Annotated in this window: 14 protein-coding genes; 8 read left to right on the top strand and 6 right to left on the bottom strand. The window is 42.4% G+C overall.

The window, feature by feature from the left end; all coding sequences use genetic code 11:
* Positions 1-43: 43 nt before the first annotated feature.
* The 3 genes from ACVBDY_RS14875 to ACVBDY_RS14865 all read right to left on the bottom strand — a co-directional run bounded on the left by ACVBDY_RS14875 (position 44) and on the right by ACVBDY_RS14865 (position 3,089).
* Positions 44-1,801 (bottom strand): aromatic amino acid hydroxylase, encoded by a 1,758-nt coding sequence (locus ACVBDY_RS14875; RefSeq protein WP_447176250.1) that lies wholly within the window; start codon positions 1,799-1,801, stop codon positions 44-46.
* Positions 1,802-1,862: 61 nt separating this feature from the next.
* Positions 1,863-2,537: a tRNA (5-methylaminomethyl-2-thiouridine)(34)-methyltransferase MnmC2 gene (mnmC2, locus tag ACVBDY_RS14870; RefSeq protein ID WP_447176249.1), complete on the bottom strand. Its 675-nt coding sequence runs from the start codon at positions 2,535-2,537 to the stop codon at positions 1,863-1,865.
* 57 nt (positions 2,538-2,594) lie between these two features.
* Positions 2,595-3,089 (bottom strand): DUF4920 domain-containing protein, encoded by a 495-nt coding sequence (locus ACVBDY_RS14865; protein WP_447176248.1) that lies wholly within the window; start codon positions 3,087-3,089, stop codon positions 2,595-2,597.
* A gap of 129 nt (positions 3,090-3,218) precedes the next feature.
* On the opposite strand from ACVBDY_RS14865, the gene ACVBDY_RS14860 reads away from it, so the two are divergent.
* The gene (locus ACVBDY_RS14860; protein ID WP_447176247.1) at positions 3,219-4,289 is read left to right on the top strand and encodes a branched-chain amino acid aminotransferase; all 1,071 of its coding nucleotides are present in this window, start codon (positions 3,219-3,221) and stop codon (positions 4,287-4,289) included.
* Positions 4,290-4,355: 66 nt separating this feature from the next.
* Here ACVBDY_RS14860 and ACVBDY_RS14855 read toward each other — a convergent pair whose 3' ends face one another.
* Positions 4,356-4,742 carry a pyrophosphohydrolase domain-containing protein gene (locus ACVBDY_RS14855; RefSeq protein ID WP_447176246.1) on the bottom strand — a complete coding sequence of 129 codons (387 nt, stop codon included), beginning with the start codon at positions 4,740-4,742 and terminating at the stop codon, positions 4,356-4,358.
* 840 nt (positions 4,743-5,582) lie between these two features.
* Between ACVBDY_RS14855 and ACVBDY_RS14850 the strand changes: the two genes are divergently transcribed.
* The 4 genes from ACVBDY_RS14850 to ACVBDY_RS14835 all read left to right on the top strand — a co-directional run bounded on the left by ACVBDY_RS14850 (position 5,583) and on the right by ACVBDY_RS14835 (position 10,091).
* A complete protein-coding gene (locus ACVBDY_RS14850) occupies positions 5,583-6,626 on the top strand; it encodes an SRPBCC family protein (RefSeq protein WP_447176245.1) in 1,044 nt (347 codons plus the stop codon).
* 608 nt (positions 6,627-7,234) lie between these two features.
* Positions 7,235-7,573, top strand: a complete 339-nt coding sequence (locus ACVBDY_RS14845; RefSeq protein ID WP_447176244.1) for a P-II family nitrogen regulator — start codon at positions 7,235-7,237, stop codon at positions 7,571-7,573.
* A gap of 52 nt (positions 7,574-7,625) precedes the next feature.
* Entirely contained in the window at positions 7,626-8,870 is a 1,245-nt protein-coding gene (locus ACVBDY_RS14840) for an ammonium transporter (protein ID WP_447176243.1), read from the top strand.
* Between the two features lie 153 nt (positions 8,871-9,023).
* The gene (locus ACVBDY_RS14835) at positions 9,024-10,091 is read left to right on the top strand and encodes a porin (RefSeq protein WP_447176242.1); all 1,068 of its coding nucleotides are present in this window, start codon (positions 9,024-9,026) and stop codon (positions 10,089-10,091) included.
* 108 nt (positions 10,092-10,199) lie between these two features.
* Here ACVBDY_RS14835 and ACVBDY_RS14830 read toward each other — a convergent pair whose 3' ends face one another.
* A complete protein-coding gene (locus ACVBDY_RS14830) occupies positions 10,200-10,847 on the bottom strand; it encodes a DUF1684 domain-containing protein (RefSeq protein ID WP_447176241.1) in 648 nt (215 codons plus the stop codon).
* A 144-nt stretch (positions 10,848-10,991) separates the two neighbouring features.
* Between ACVBDY_RS14830 and ACVBDY_RS14825 the strand changes: the two genes are divergently transcribed.
* From ACVBDY_RS14825 to dnaJ, 3 genes are all read left to right on the top strand, one after another.
* Positions 10,992-12,215 (top strand): MDR family MFS transporter, encoded by a 1,224-nt coding sequence (locus tag ACVBDY_RS14825; protein WP_447176240.1) that lies wholly within the window; start codon positions 10,992-10,994, stop codon positions 12,213-12,215.
* A gap of 173 nt (positions 12,216-12,388) precedes the next feature.
* Positions 12,389-12,970 (top strand): nucleotide exchange factor GrpE, encoded by a 582-nt coding sequence (locus ACVBDY_RS14820; RefSeq protein WP_447176239.1) that lies wholly within the window; start codon positions 12,389-12,391, stop codon positions 12,968-12,970.
* Between the two features lie 60 nt (positions 12,971-13,030).
* Positions 13,031-14,146 (top strand): molecular chaperone DnaJ, encoded by a 1,116-nt coding sequence (gene dnaJ / locus ACVBDY_RS14815; RefSeq protein ID WP_447176238.1) that lies wholly within the window; start codon positions 13,031-13,033, stop codon positions 14,144-14,146.
* Between the two features lie 246 nt (positions 14,147-14,392).
* On the opposite strand, the gene ACVBDY_RS14810 is transcribed toward dnaJ, so the two are convergent.
* The gene (locus ACVBDY_RS14810) at positions 14,393-15,670 is read right to left on the bottom strand and encodes a replication-associated recombination protein A (RefSeq protein ID WP_447176237.1); all 1,278 of its coding nucleotides are present in this window, start codon (positions 15,668-15,670) and stop codon (positions 14,393-14,395) included.
* Between the last annotated feature and the right edge of the window lie 46 nt (positions 15,671-15,716).

Genomic DNA, 15,716 nt, shown 5'->3' with positions numbered 1-15,716 from the left:
CAGGAAAACCCATAAAGCAGATGTAAACTATTGCCTTAGTTACCTATCCCACCAGGTTATTGTCCACCAGGCTGATCCCGCCTTCGATCAAATGTGCTATCTTAGGGAAATCTGCTTTCATCTTGTCCAGGTAAACCAGTATTTCCCGTGCAAAAGCGTCATCTCCCTGGTCTACGGCAAGCTCGTACAACTCTACGGAAAGTAACCAGTCTTCGGTATGATTCGCTTTCAGGCTTTCAAAGATACCGTGCATGGCCGTGGATATTTCCCTGCCTTCGCGTATATCTCTCACATCCTGGTATAACACTTCAAGAATAAGCTGTTCCGCCGATTTCTTTATCTTAATGGTCTTTTCCGAAGGTGCATGTGTGATAAGATCAAAACTCTTTGTATCTGCCGGTCCGGAAAATGCGGAAACCACCTTTTTACCTACGGCCATATCATAAACTCCCCACTCCGGTTTAAAGAGTATTTTCTCTCCGCAGGTTACTACACAATTCTTAAAGCTGATCAGAATAATTTTCCCCTGAAGGTTTCTCGTTCCGGTAATAATTTCCCCGGTAACTTCTATACCTCCCTCAAATTCCAGGGTTATCCTTTCGCCTTCGTATATATTGTATGCTTTCAAATCGCGCGGACTCATATCTTCTATGGCCAGATTGATCCCCTTTAGTTTTCCAACAGGGCTGCCGAAACCTTCGGCATGATAAGCCGTCCCGTGCCCTACAAGTTCTTTTTCCCGGTACGACAGAGCAGTTTTTCCTGTAGTTTGCAGGTAAACAGGCTTGCCATCGTGTTCTATGACATCCGTAAAAATCCCGGAAATTTGCAGTCCCGTACTGAGTTCAGCGGTGCCCAAAGCCCCGGAGACGATAAGCTTACGCATACCGCTAAGCCCGCCGGTGCGCAGGGCCATGGTATTGGCAAACTCCTCCAGTACCAGGCTAAGATGGGCAAAATCAGGTGTCACATATAGTTGTGGCTGTGGCTTGGTAATGTCAAACTCACGATAAGCCGTCTCTATGTTATACGGGAGTTTATCCACATTATCCGTCATACACCAGGCACTCTCTCCTATGGAAGACAGGAGACCCGCTCCGTATATTTTCGGGTTTTCAACTGTTCCTATCAACCCGTATTCCACGGTCCACCAATGCAAATTACGGATCAACGCCATTTCACTGGGTTTCCCCATATTCTTTTGAAGTTCCTCCACCCCTTTCTCCGCTTCCTCAATTTCATGGCCCGGTGTTCCCGGCGCTTCCTTTATAATGGATAAATGACGAATAGCTTCATACATTTCATAATCCTTTGCGCTTGATATGGCCTTACAGCCTATTTCCCCGAACCTTCTGAGATATTCCGCATATTCCGGGTTGGCAATGATCGGGGCGTGCCCTGCTCCCTCGTGAATAATGTCCGGTGCGGGAGTATATTCAATATGCTCCAACTGACGTATATCGGATGCGATCACCAGCACATTATAGGCCTGAAACTCCATAAAAGCGGCCGGCGGTATAAAACCGTCTACTGCAACAGCAGCCCAGCCTATCTCTTCCAGGATGCGGTTCATACCGTACATATTGGGTATACTATCTATGGATATCCCCGTTTGCCGTAACCCGTCCAGGTACGAAGAATGGGCCACCTTACTCAGGTAGTCCACATTTTTACGCATTACATAACGCCATACCGCCTGGTTAATAGCAGAGTAATCCTCATAGTTCTGAGGCTTTATAAACTGCTTCAAATGCGCGGGAAGCTTTTCTAAGACAGGATTACTTTTGTATGCGGGTACCATGATATACTGAAGTATTTTTACGGATTTACTCAAATTTACGAAAAATGGCAGAGATATATCGCTATCCTTCTCCTGTATCTTTTAACCCCCTGAGCATTTCCCTTTTACCCGGAGGGCCGGGAAGACGTTCTACCGTAAATCCCACCGTTTGCATAGCTCTCCTGACACTACCTTTGGCAGAATAAGTAACCAAAACACCTTTTTCTTTCATGGCAGCATACATTGTGGCAAAAATAGCCTCCGTCCACAATTCCGGCTGTACCCGGGGCCCGAAAGCATCAAAATATACCAGGTCGAATTTCTCCTGGTCAGCAATATCCGAAAAAGATTGTTTTCTCTTGGTCAGCACAAATCCTTCGGATATGTTGTGGGGAACTTCCCAGGAAACGTCATGCATCTTTTCAAAGAGGGAAGTCCACTGTTGTGCTCCCAGTTCTGCGACATAGTTCAGTTGTTGCAGTTCTTCGGAAGAAACCGGATAGGCCTCTACCCCGGTATATTCCAAGTGTAACTTTCTCTCTTCGGCTTCCAGAAGAGTTATGAAAGCATTGAGCCCTGTTCCGAAACCTATTTCCAGAACGGACACCTTTTCCTTTGCCACTCTATCCAGTCCGTTTTTTATAAAAACATGCCTGGCTTCCTGTATGGCCCCGTGAACGGAATGGTAGTGTTCGTCCCAATCTTCCAGGTGTATGGTTGTGGAACCGTCTGCCGTTTTTATTATTTTTCTTTTCAAATGGTATGAGAATACTTGGTTATTGCATTACGGATCATTAAAAATACGGATATCCTTTTACTTTTTAATAAGTACCCCGTTAGCTTCAACGGCATAGGTAATCCTCGGTTCGGTGATCTGCGCTATTTCTTCTTCGGTCTTTCCGGCATCTTCGGCATAGTGTCTCAGGTCTTTGACCGGCATTTCTTCAACATAGGCTTTCCCTTCGATAACCACTTCCCCGGAAGCGTCTTTCGGAACAAAAAATCCGTAGTCTTTAAAACGTACCATAGCTTCCCGGTCACCGGCTAGTTTCACTTTCATCCAGCAACCTTTTTTGGGACATACTTCCAGGATCGTAGTGGTAAATTTAACAGGAATGGTGTCGGTTTTTCCCAGTCTGTCAAATCGGTTATTCATTTCCCCGGCCTCCCATCGGTCGGCAAGGGTTACAGAATCTCCGTAAGAACTATAGGCAGATTGTTGTTCTACATCCTTTTTGACACTTTGTTTACAATTACTCAAGACAGCTAAAAACAATACTGCTAAAAAATTCACTATTAACGCTTTCATATCTTTATTTTTTAAGAAATTGATCCATCACACGTCACTATTCACTAACAAAATAAACGAATTTTATGTGATTTTTTAATTCCATATACGTATTTATTTAATTACTTTAGCTATAAAATTTATTTGACCATGAAGACAGAAGAAATAACTCCTATTAACATTAAAAAAGCGGCCGGTTCAAAGATAGAAAAAGTAGATTTTAACCATCTTACCTTCGGAAGTGTATTTACCGACCATATGTTTGTATGCGACTATGCAAATGGCAACTGGGGTACCCCGGAAATAATTCCTTATCAGCCTTTGGTTCTGGACCCTTCTGCCCGGGTATTTCACTACGCCCAGGCGGTCTTTGAAGGAATGAAAGCTTACAGGGATGATAATGACAGTGTTTGGCTTTTTCGTCCTGACGAAAATTTAAAAAGGATCAATAAATCTTCTGTACGTATGGCCATGCCGGAATTTCCGGAGGATTACTTTTTCGACGGACTGAAAACCCTGCTCAAACTGGACGAGAAATGGATCCGCAAGGGAGAAGGCAATTCGCTTTATATACGTCCGTTTGTAATTGCTACGGAGCCAAGCGTTATGGCTTCTCCTTCCGGGCAGTATAAATTTGTAATTATATGCTCTCCGGCGCAATCTTATTATGGCGGAGAAGTACGTGTAAAAATAGCCGATCACTACAGCCGTTCTGCGTCGGGCGGTATCGGGTATGCCAAAGCTGCTGCGAACTACGGCGCCCAGTTTTATCCTACTACCCTGGCAAATAAAGAAGGATATCAACAGGTTATCTGGACGGATTCCAATACACACGAATACCTGGAAGAGGCTGGTACCATGAATGTATTTTTTCGCATAGGTGATACTCTTATTACCGCGCCTACCAGTGACAGAATATTGGATGGAGTTACCCGAAAAAGTGTCATAGCTGTTGCTGAAGCCAACGGCATTAAAGTAGAGGTAAGACCTGTTAAGGTAGGAGAAATTGTTGCCGCCGCCAAAGCCGGAACTCTGAAAGAAATTTTCGGCAGTGGTACTGCTGCTGTGATAAACCCGGTAGCAGGATTCGGATATAAAGACGAAAAGTTCGAACTCCCGAAAAAAGATGACTCTTATGCTTCTATGATCAAAAAATCCATCATGGATATCCAGTATAACAAATCCGAAGATCCTTTCGGATGGCGTTATGAAGTAAAATAACGCCCATATACATCAAAAAGCAGGTTGCAGTTGTTCCGGAAACGGAGCTAATTGCAACCTGCTTTTTTATTTTTCCAAAACCTTCACAATATCGGGCTTGAAATAGTTAGGCCCTTTCATCACTTTACCGTCTTCCCGGTATATCGGTTTACCATCTTCTCCCAGTTTACTCATATTGCTTCGCTGTATCTCTTCAAAGACCTCTTCGATCTTATGTTGCATACCGTGCTCCAGGATGGTACCGCACAAAATATACAACATGTCCCCCAGGGCGTCTGCTACCTCAACAAGGTCTTGGTTTTTCGCAGCTTCCAGGTATTCTTCATTCTCTTCCGCCATAAGATTAAATCGCAGGCCTATCTTATCTGTTCCTATATCGGCAAGTGGCTTATTGGCTATCCCTAACCCGAAGGCCCTGTGAAATTCCGCTACTGCTTCCAGTTTTCTTTTCATTATTAATAAATTAAGTTTTATTTTCACTTGTTAAAATACCCATCTCTTCTCCTAAAAAACAATATTCCATATAACTCAAAGGAAGTTGTCCCAAAAGGTTTCCTTCACATCTTTTATTACCGGGAAACGACACCCTTAAACAAAACCTTTACTGTCAATAAAATGGTTATTTTTGTCTAAAAATAAATATATGTTCACAACAGGACAACTCATATTTGCCATTTTTTTCTTCATTGCCTTTGTAACGATAATTTTCTTTAGCTATAGAAAAGATAAAAGACTGCATACCAGGCACTATAGTGGAAGCATTAAGATTTTAATAGGTTTTATCATCTTCCTCGTAATTCTATTCCTGTTAAAAACATGGGTAAAATCCTAAATATTGCTCAAAATTCAAAGAGATGGTTCTTTTTATAGCATATTCTTAACGCTGAATAGATTTTTTTGTTTTTTTAAACGGACATTATTCTAAAAAAAATTATAAATTAGCGCCGTGGTTTAAAAAGTAAAAGCAATGATTACATTTTTTAGTGTACTATCTTCGCTTCTTATTATTAATGTGCTCCTTTTAACTTTCAGCATTAATAAGACGGAGAAGAAGATAAAAAAGCCTTTTCGGTTTTATCCGGAAAAGACAGAAAAGAGTCTTACTCCTCATTTTAACATCAAGAATTACAGGGAAGCGGTATAACCAGTTGATAACGGAATTTACCGGATCGCTTTAATCTTAATCTGATCAGAGATGTCTTTTTTTGTTCCGACAGAAAATGATTATGGTTTCTTTTGTGCTAATATTTACGTTATTGTGTAAATTAGCATCGGTGCAAATCAAGAGAAATCATGAAAATCATTAAATACCTTTTTTTCCTCTTTCTGATATTGGTTATAGGTATATCCATATACATTGCTATCCAGCCCTCCTCTTATCACGTAAGCCGAACCCGGGTCATACAGGGACATTCACCTGTGGTATATAACTATGTAGAGGACCTTAAAAACTGGAAGGATTGGATGCCATGGCTGGAAAAAAATCCGGATATGGCCATTAAGTACGGACAAACCACCCGGGGTATCGGAGCGGGTTTTAGCTGGACAGATAATAAGATGTATGGAAAACTGGAAACCATTTCCGTGACTCCCTATACCCATCTTGAGCAAAAACTAACTTACGATGACCATGAACCTGCCGAAGTTTCATGGATATTCGAACCGGAAGGAGATGCTACTAGGTTAACCTGGGAGACGACAGGAAACCTGGACTTCAAGTCCAAAGCTTACATACTGTATAAAGGCAGTATGGAAGAAAACCTGGGACCGGAACTTGAACAGGGTCTTAAAAAACTGGACAGCGTTATACAGGAAGATGTAAAAAAATACAGCATATCTATAGATGGTATCACAGAACAAAGCGGAGGTTTTTACCTCTACACTACCACTTCCAGCAAAATTTCCGACAGCCGGAAAAAGATTCCCGAACGCGTAAATACTATTCGGGAATACGTCACAAAACACAGCATCTCCAACATAGGAATTCCCTTTACCTATTACTATTCCCGGGATGAAGAAAATAATGCTACAATATTTTCCAACGGAGTCTTTACTTCTTCGAAGGTCATTACCGAACCGGAGAGTGATATCCTTACCGGTGAAATGCCTCCTTTCCGGGCCCTAAAGGTAACGTTAAACGGAGATACGGAAAATCTGGAAGAGGCATGGGAAAGCGCTTTCGCTTATCTTGCGGAACGACAGATATCCCAGGATTCTACCGGACCTTACCTGGAGTTTTACCCCGTAGATGCTTCTCACACCCTTAACCCGGCAAAATGGATAACAGAGATATATGTTCCTGTATCCGAACTAAACATTCCTCCTATAGTTGACTAAATCCTGACCCGACTTTAAGTCCATAAGGTTTCAATAGTGATAAAATTGTTTTTCAAAAACTAAAGCATCCGTGACAATCGGGAGCTTTAAGATTTTTTGAGCCCAATAATCTATATTTACAGACGTGGTAATCCAATCTACTTGAAAACCGGAACTCTCAATACTTCCCTCGTAATATCCATAATTTTCAAACCACATACATCATTCTTCCCTTCGTCTGCTGAAAGCATTTTATATCAAAAAAATAACAGGTGACACCACAGAACATCACTAATATAACATTCTACCATCAACCCTTATTCTTCCACTAAGAACACATATTAACGCACCAACAACCTCTTTTTTATCCACTGCATCAGAAACTCGCATAATAACCATGATTTAAGGCTACGAAAACGTTTTCGTTTTCCGCATTCCCATTCCAAAACTATCGTTTTTAATCGTCCTTAAATACAAACAAGTCATTTTTATCATGCTTTTTACAAATACACCCTAAAAATTAATGGGGTGTTTGTAAATTATTCGTAAAAATTGGAATGTTTAGTACATTTTAGTAAGGGGTATATTCAATTTAATATAAATTTAACATTCATAAAATTTATTCTCTTATGAAAAAAATAGAAGCAATTATCCGAAAATCGAAATTTGATGATGTGAAGGAAGCTCTTCATCAAATTGGAGTTAATTTTTTCAGCTATTGGGATGTTACCGGGCTTGGTAACGAAAAACAGGGACATGTATACAGGGGTGTTACTTATAGCACCGCAGATATACAAAGAAGGTATCTCTCCATAGTAGTATCCGATGAATTCGCGGAAAAGGCCATAGAGGCCATTCTCGATTCCGCGGTAACCGGTAGTGTAGGTGACGGTAAAATATTTGTGTCTCCTGTAGAGGAAACATACCGAATACGTACACGCGAAAAAGGAAAAACCTCTCTTAACTAATAAACGGATAAATAAACTAACCGACAAAGTAAACAATTAAAAGAAAAAAGTTATGGAAGAAACTTTATTGACAGCCAATAATATATGGATGATGGTATGTACCGGATTGGTATTCTTCATGCATTTAGGTTTTTCCTTTTTGGAAATAGGGCTGACACGGCAGAAAAACACAATAAACATTCTTTTCAAAAACGTATTTATAATATGCATAGGCCTTTTAATCTACTGTTTTGTAGGCTTTAACCTGATGTATCCCGGAAGTTTTATAGGAGGCGTTCTTCCCGATTATTTCATAGATCTGTTCGGGCTTTCCTTGCCGGAAAACGGCCTTACCACGGCATATGCAGACGGAGGATATACCTACTGGACAGATTTTCTTTTCCAGGGAATGTTCGCCGCCACAGCCGCTACGATAGTCTCCGGGGCGGTAGCGGAGCGAGTTAAACTGACAAGTTTTATGCTCTTTTCCGTAATTTACGTAGGCGTTGTATATCCCATAGCCGGTTCCTGGAAATGGGGAGGCGGATTCCTGGACGAATGGGGTTTTTATGACTTCGCTGGTTCTACCTTAGTACACTCCGTAGGCGGATGGGCTGCCGTTGTAGCTGTTTATCTGCTTGGGTCCCGTATTGGAAAATTCGGCAAAGACGGAAAAGTAAATGCCATTCCCGGCCACAACATTCCTATGGCCACAGCAGGAGTACTGATCCTCTGGCTCGGATGGTTCGGATTTAACGGTGGTTCTGTCCTCTCGGCAGATCCGGGAGCTACTTCCCTTACCCTGGTTACCACATGTCTGGCAGCAGCCGCAGGAGGGGTATCCTCTTTTATATTCTCCACTATAATGTATAAGAATTATGACCTGACCATGTTTCTGAATGGAATTCTGGGAGGACTCGTCGGTATCACTGCAGGAGCAGATCTGATGACTCCGACAGATGCCATTATTATAGGAATTATAGCCGGGGTAATTATTGTTTTAGGCGTAGCCTTTGTAGACAAATTGAAACTGGACGATCCGGTAGGTGCCATAGCAGTTCACCTTATATGTGGAATATGGGGTACGCTTGCCGTAGGTATTTTTGGCTCCAAAGCGGGGATGGATCAGTTCCTGGTACAGCTCGCGGGAGTGGCCATTATCGGCACATTTTGTATCATATCGGCATTCATTATACTATTTACCATTAAAAAGACCATGGGATTACGTGTTTCCAAAGAAGAAGAGCTCGAAGGACTCGATCTTCACGAACACGGAGGAATGGAAGCTTATCCCGACTTCCGAATGAACCAACACTAAAACTTACTCAATAAAAAGTCCTGAAAGTTTTTTAAAAGGAATGCGGAGCGTTTGGCAGAACGCTCCGCAAATAATCCTCATTCAAAAAGATTTTTCCGGCGTTTGTTTCGACACACAAAATCAGTAACCATCAAAACAATTAATCTTTTTATTATGAAATCGATTACTATGACAAAGTTCGTAAAAAAAGTCTTTTTTGCCATCATGGCACTCGTAAATTTAACCGTCTTTGCACAAGAAGAAACAAAATTTCAAATCAGTGGTAGTGTAGACGCTTATTACCGGTATAATTTTTCAGATGAACAAAGACAGGCTCCTCTCTCCTCGTTTGCAAATAACCCGGGATTCGCTCTCGGAATGGCCAATGTAATTGCTTCTTATGAAGGCGAAAAAGTAGGTTTTGTTGCTGACCTCGTCTTCGGCCCCAGGGGAGAAGATGCCGTCTTTCTATCCACTGGTTCCTCCAATATCGTAAACCAGTTATATATGTACTGGACCGTAAGCGATGCGGTGACCCTGACTTTCGGTAACTTCAATACCTTTCTCGGATATGAGGTTATATCGCCTACGGGAAATTTCAACTATTCCACCTCATACATGTTTTCTTACGGACCATTTTCACATACCGGTCTGAAAGCCGATTTCAGTCTGTCAGAGAACTGGTCTGCCATGCTCGCCGTAATGAACCCTACGGATTACACTGACTACAATCCGGCTGGAGTATATACTTTCGGGGCACAACTCGGATATGAAACCGAAAAAGGAGGTACATGGCTGAACGCAATTTACGGCAAGCAGTACGACGGAACCGAAATCAGTGAAAATCCGACCTTCCAGATAGACCTTACTACAGGTTATGATCTTACAGACATGTTCTACCTGGGGTTGAACGCCACTTATAACGAAACCAAAGATGCGGGAGGGTTTTACGGAGTGGCCCTGTATCCTCAGGTAAAAACATCCGAGAGTTTCGCCTTGGGCTTAAGAGCGGAATATTTTAAAGAACTGGAAGACGGAGGTCCGGTTTACGGTCCGGATATAAATACATGGGACTTTACGCTTACCGGAAGCTATACCGTAGGAGATCTTACCATTAAACCGGAACTTCGTTTAGATACTGTTTCCGAAGATATGTTCTTTGACAAGGACAGCTACGATACCGCTATTCCCTCGGAAGGCAGCCTAGGGTCTTTTGTCCTGGCCGCAATCTATAAGTTTTAAAATTTCTGAAAGTTTTTAAGTTTACTTGTTGCCTGTAAGCAGGCCCGGTTTCCAAATAGAAACCGGGCCTGCTTTTTTCTTCCCTGTCTGTCATGTATCCGGCTATACTTATTTATCTTCAAATGCCTTCACTCCGGCCCGCACGGCTATAGGGAGCATATTCTCTTTCGGCACAATGGGACAGGAATATTTTTTATTATAGGCACAATATGGGTTATATGCCTTATTAAAATCTACTATAATTTCTTTTCCCCGGGGTATACGCAAATCTATATATCGTCCCCCTCCATAAGTTTCCTCCCCGTTTGTAGCATCGGAAAAAGGCAGGAACAGGTAGTCTTCATATCCTTCCTGGGTAATCAGTTCCTGATTTTGGTATACATTGAGTGTATATTCCTTTCCGGCCATATCAAAATACAATATTCCATACCTCACTTCCTTAGTGACCCTCTCTGTCGTTGTAGGCATTAAAAAAGGGGATTCACCCGGGGTTCTTTCCAGTCTGGCTTTCACCTGCCATGTCGTATCGGCCGGAAAAAAATCAAGACCCCGGAAACGTTTCCTGTCCTTGTCTTTCAAAGGTGATATTTTAGGATCACGGAACTCTTCGTTAAGTTCACGCTGAAACTGCTCTATGTCCCATATGATGCTCGTAGTATCTGTTGTGACAGAATCCCGTGTATCATGGTATCGCTTGTCCCCCTTACAACTGGTAAAAACAACAAGAAATATCAATGTAACCAACATCGTTTTCATAACTCTTAATCTGTTTTTGTGTATTGTGAATAACATCAGTTACAAAGCTATAATTTTATTTATTCTATCCCGTAAAAATAACCACTTTCCACATTTTCGTTTACTCGAATATTATGTAAGTTTGACGTTTAATTTTTTCCCTCTATGTTTCGTTTACTCCTGCAAAAATACATATCCTCCTTCCGGGGATTTTCCAGGGAAATTTGGTTCCTTACCCTGATTACTTTTATAAATCGGGCAGGGACTATGGTACTCCCCTTTTTATCCCGGTACCTTAAAGAAGACCTCCATTTTTCCTATAGTCAAATCGGATGGATCATGGTTAGCTTCGGGCTGGGTTCTATGGCAGGTTCATGGCTGGGTGGAAAATTTTCCGATAAGATAGGTTTTTATAAAGTAATGGTATTCAGTTTATTTGCAAGTGGATTATCATTTTTTGTACTGCAATTCATAACCGGGTTTCAGGGGTTGTGCATAGCCATGTTCATTATCATGACCATTGCGGATATGTTTCGACCCGCCATGTTTGTCTCTCTTGGCGCATATAGTAAACCTGAAAACAGGACCAGGGCTCTGACACTGGTACGCCTGGCCATAAACCTCGGATTTGCAGCGGGGCCAGCCCTGGGCGGGCTTATTATCGTAAGAATGGGATATTCCGCACTGTTCTGGATAGACGGAGCCTCTTGTATTATAGCCATTACATTATTCCGCATCCTGGTAAAAGAAAAGAAAAAAAGCCTGGAAGAAATTACAGAATCGGCTATCACGAAAGAAGGGATCCCCGTTCTGAAAGACAAACCTTATTGGTTGTTCCTCTTTATTACTTTTGTACTCGGCATGTTGTTTTTTCAACTCTTCACCACCATGCCTGTTTATCATAAAGAAGTTTACGGGCTTTCGGAATTTCAGACAGGTCTGTTGATGTCACTAAACGGACTTTTGATCTTCGCCTTTGAAATGCCCCTGGTGAGCTATATAGAAAAAACAAAAACGGGGAAACCGAGACTTATTTACATCAGTACAATACTGATGACTGTCAGTTTCCTAATCCTTTTATATCCGGGCTGGACCGGGATACTTGTGCTAAGCATGGGCATTATTACCCTGGGGGAAATGATCGGTTTTCCATACACCAATGCTTTTGCCATGAGTAGAGCAAGCAAAGGCAGGGAGGGCAGGTATATGGCCCTGTACACCATGAGTTTTTCCCTGGCCCACATATGGAGCGCCAAAACAGGCATGGAGATTATAGCCCGCTGGGGATATAATGCCAACTGGCTTTTTATGGGTGGCCTGGGACTTACATCAGTCATCTGCTCACTGTGGTTACACAACATGATAAACAACGAAAAGCAGCTGGCTTAAACCGGAAAACCACATTATATCATACTACCTTAGTAATCGTTACCGCCCGAAACAATCAATGACATTATGACATTTTTGCAGCGAATCTTTACACCGTAAACCGTTGTAATAACGCGCCGAAGTGTTTGGCAATACTTTTGCAGTATGCAAGCCTGTATAAATTGTTACGTAATATGGCAAAAAAGGATAAAAACGAAGAGACCGTTAACAAAGATATGATAGCCGATGAGCAAAACGCTCCGGTTACCGAAGAAAGCACAGAAAATCAGGAACTTTCTACCGAAGACCGGCTGAAAGAAGAACTTGCCAAAGAAAAAGACAAGTTTCTCCGTCTCTTTGCCGAATTCGAAAATTATAAAAAAAGAACCGCTAAAGAGCGTATAGAACTGTTTAAAACAGCCGGACAAGATGTCGTGTCTGCCATGTTGCCTGTTCTCGATGATTTTGACAGGGCACTCATCGAAATCCAGAAGCAGGGAAGCAATGGTGATCTAACGGAAACAGATACCAGAAATGAATTGCTTACAGGTGTTGAACTTATCAGCAACAAATTCCGGGAGGCCCTGAAAAGCAAAGGTCTTATGGAAATAGAAACTACCCGGGGAGAGATGTTTGATGCCGAACTGCATGAAGCTATAACCCAGATCCCGGCACCCACCGAAGAGCTTAAAGGTACGATCATCGATGTGGTTGAAAAAGGATACCGTCTTGGAGACAAGATCATAAGGTACCCTAAAGTAGTTGTAGGAAAGTAACAGAACTGACGGTCACCTCCTGAGTTTCTCAGGTAGAAATTCAGGTAAAAAACGGAACAGATGAAAGAAGATTATTACGAAATACTGGGAATAGATAAAGGTGCTTCGGCAGCAGATGTAAAAAAAGCATACCGGAAAAAAGCCATACAATATCATCCGGACAAAAATCCGGGGGATACCCAGGCGGAAGAAATGTTTAAGAAATCTGCCGAAGCTTATGAGGTATTGAGCGATCCGGATAAACGGGCCAGGTATGATCAATACGGTCATGCTGCTTTTGACGGCAATGGTGGATTTGGCGGTGGCGGCATGAATATGGACGATATATTCAGCCAGTTCGGAGATATATTCGGAGGTGCCTTTGGCGGTGGATTCGGCGGATTCAGTGGCGGATTCGGCGGTCAACGACGTGTTAAGGGAAGTAACCTCAGGATACACGTAAAACTGACCCTGGAGGAAATTGCCCATGGTGTGGAGAAAAAGGTAAAAGTTCGCCGCAAAGTACAGGCTCCCGGAGTTTCTTATAAAACCTGCCCTACCTGCCACGGTACCGGGCAAGTAACACGTGTAACCAATACTATCCTTGGAAGAATGCAAACTTCCGCACCCTGTAACGCCTGTGGCGGGTCCGGCCAGGTTATTGAAAAAAGGCCCCCGGATGCGGATGCACAAGGACTGAAAATAAGCGAGGAAACGGTTTCCATTAAAATACCTGCAGGTGTTGCCGATGGTATGCAACTCAAAGTAACGGGAAAAGGAAACGAAGCCCCCGGTAACGGTATCCCCGGAGATCTTCTCGTTGTTATAGGGGAAACAGAACATGAAACCCTCAAACGGGAAGGCGACAACCTGCATTACGACCTGTACGTCAGCATTCCGGAAGCAGTTTTGGGTACTTCCAAAGAAATAGATGCCGTAACCGGTAAAGTAAGGATCAAGCTGGAGGCCGGTATGCAATCGGGCAAAATACTGCGTTTACGTGGCAAGGGAATTCCAAGTATCAATGGCTACGGGAGCGGAGACCTGCTGGTTCATGTCAATGTATGGACACCTAAAACCCTTAATAAGGAACAAAAAGAATTCTTCGAGCTAATGTTACAGGACGAACATTTTACGCCCAAGCCCGAAAAAAGTGATAAATCCTTCTTTGAAAAAGTTAAAGATATGTTTTCATAAGGAAAGGATTGATGACAATATTCCGCCGGAGTTAACAGCTCCGGCTTTTTTATATATCTGAGAATCTCAAATATACCGCTATGTGATTTTTTTTAATCAATTTTTACTCAATTCATAAAAATATCATAAAAAAAATGTATATTTGAAAACCCACTAAGAAATCTTAGTGTTAATTTTTTTCTTTTTCATAGCAATTTTTTCCCATCCTTGACCCCGATTAAGGATGGGTTTTGTTTTTATGCTATTTCACTTCTTATACTTATCTCCCCATCGCTTCTCTATAAATTCTTTTATACTGTTCTCCCTGGCATTCTTTGCCGGAACATAAAATGGCGTTCCTGTAATTTCATCCGGCAGAAATTCCTGGTTCACAAAATTCTGATTGTAATCATGGGCGTATTTATAATCCTCCCCGTATCCCAGCTCTTTCATCAATTTGGTAGGGGCATTCCGGAGGTGTAGCGGTACGGAAAGGTCTCCAGTTCTCCTTACGGCCTCCTGTGCCCTGTTTATCGCCATATAGGCCGTATTGCTCTTGGGGGATGTTGCCAGGTATATAGCACATTGACTAAGTGTGATCCGCGACTCCGGGTATCCAATGGTAGTGACGGCCTGAAATGTGTTATTAGCTATAACTAATGCCGTAGGGTTAGCTACACCTATATCTTCCGAAGCAAGTATAAGCATTCGCCTGGCTATAAACTTTACGTCTTCTCCTCCCTCTATCATACGGGCGAGCCAGTATACAGCACCATTGGGATCACTTCCCCTGATGGACTTGATAAAAGCGGAAACAATATCATAGTGTTGTTCACCGGTCTTGTCATAAAGCACCGTGTTCTTTTGCACCTTTTCCAACACGAGATTATTGGTTATGGTAACTTCTTCGGTCCCTTCGGAATTAATGACCAGCTCAAAGATATTCAGTAACTTTCGCCCGTCTCCACCGGAAAGCCGTAACAGGGCCTCCATCTCCTTCAAATCAATTTTCATGCCCGAAAGAACGGTATCTTTTTCCAGGGCACGGTGTAAAAGGGCTTCCATATCCGATTTATCAAAGGCATTGAGTACATACACCTGGCACCTGGAGAGCAAAGCAGGAATCACCTCAAAACTGGGGTTTTCCGTCGTAGCCCCGATAAGGGTTACCCAGCCCTTTTCTACTGCTCCGAGTAGCGAATCCTGTTGCGATTTGCTGAAACGGTGTATCTCGTCAATAAAAAGTATGGGGTTCTTTGTTGTAAAGAGTCCCCCGCCCTGCTTTGCCTTATCTATGACTTCACGGACATCCTTTACCCCACTGCTGATGGCACTAAGGGTATAAAAAGGCCGTTCACTTTCATTGGCTATAATGTTGGCCAGGGTGGTCTTCCCCGTACCGGGAGGTCCCCAGAAAATCAATGACGGAATAATCCCTCTCTTTATCTGTTTGGTCAAGGACCCGGTTTTTCCAACCAAATGCGACTGGCTGATATAGTCTTCCAGGGTCCTGGGACGTATTCGTTCTGCAAGTGGTTCATTCATGCTATAAAATTACTATATTTATTTAGATGACAATTTACCATGTTGC

This window comes from Sinomicrobium halophytocola (genome assembly GCF_052983395.1).
The sequence above is the reverse complement of the archived record's forward strand: the minus strand, read 5'-3'. Positions and strand labels throughout refer to the sequence as shown.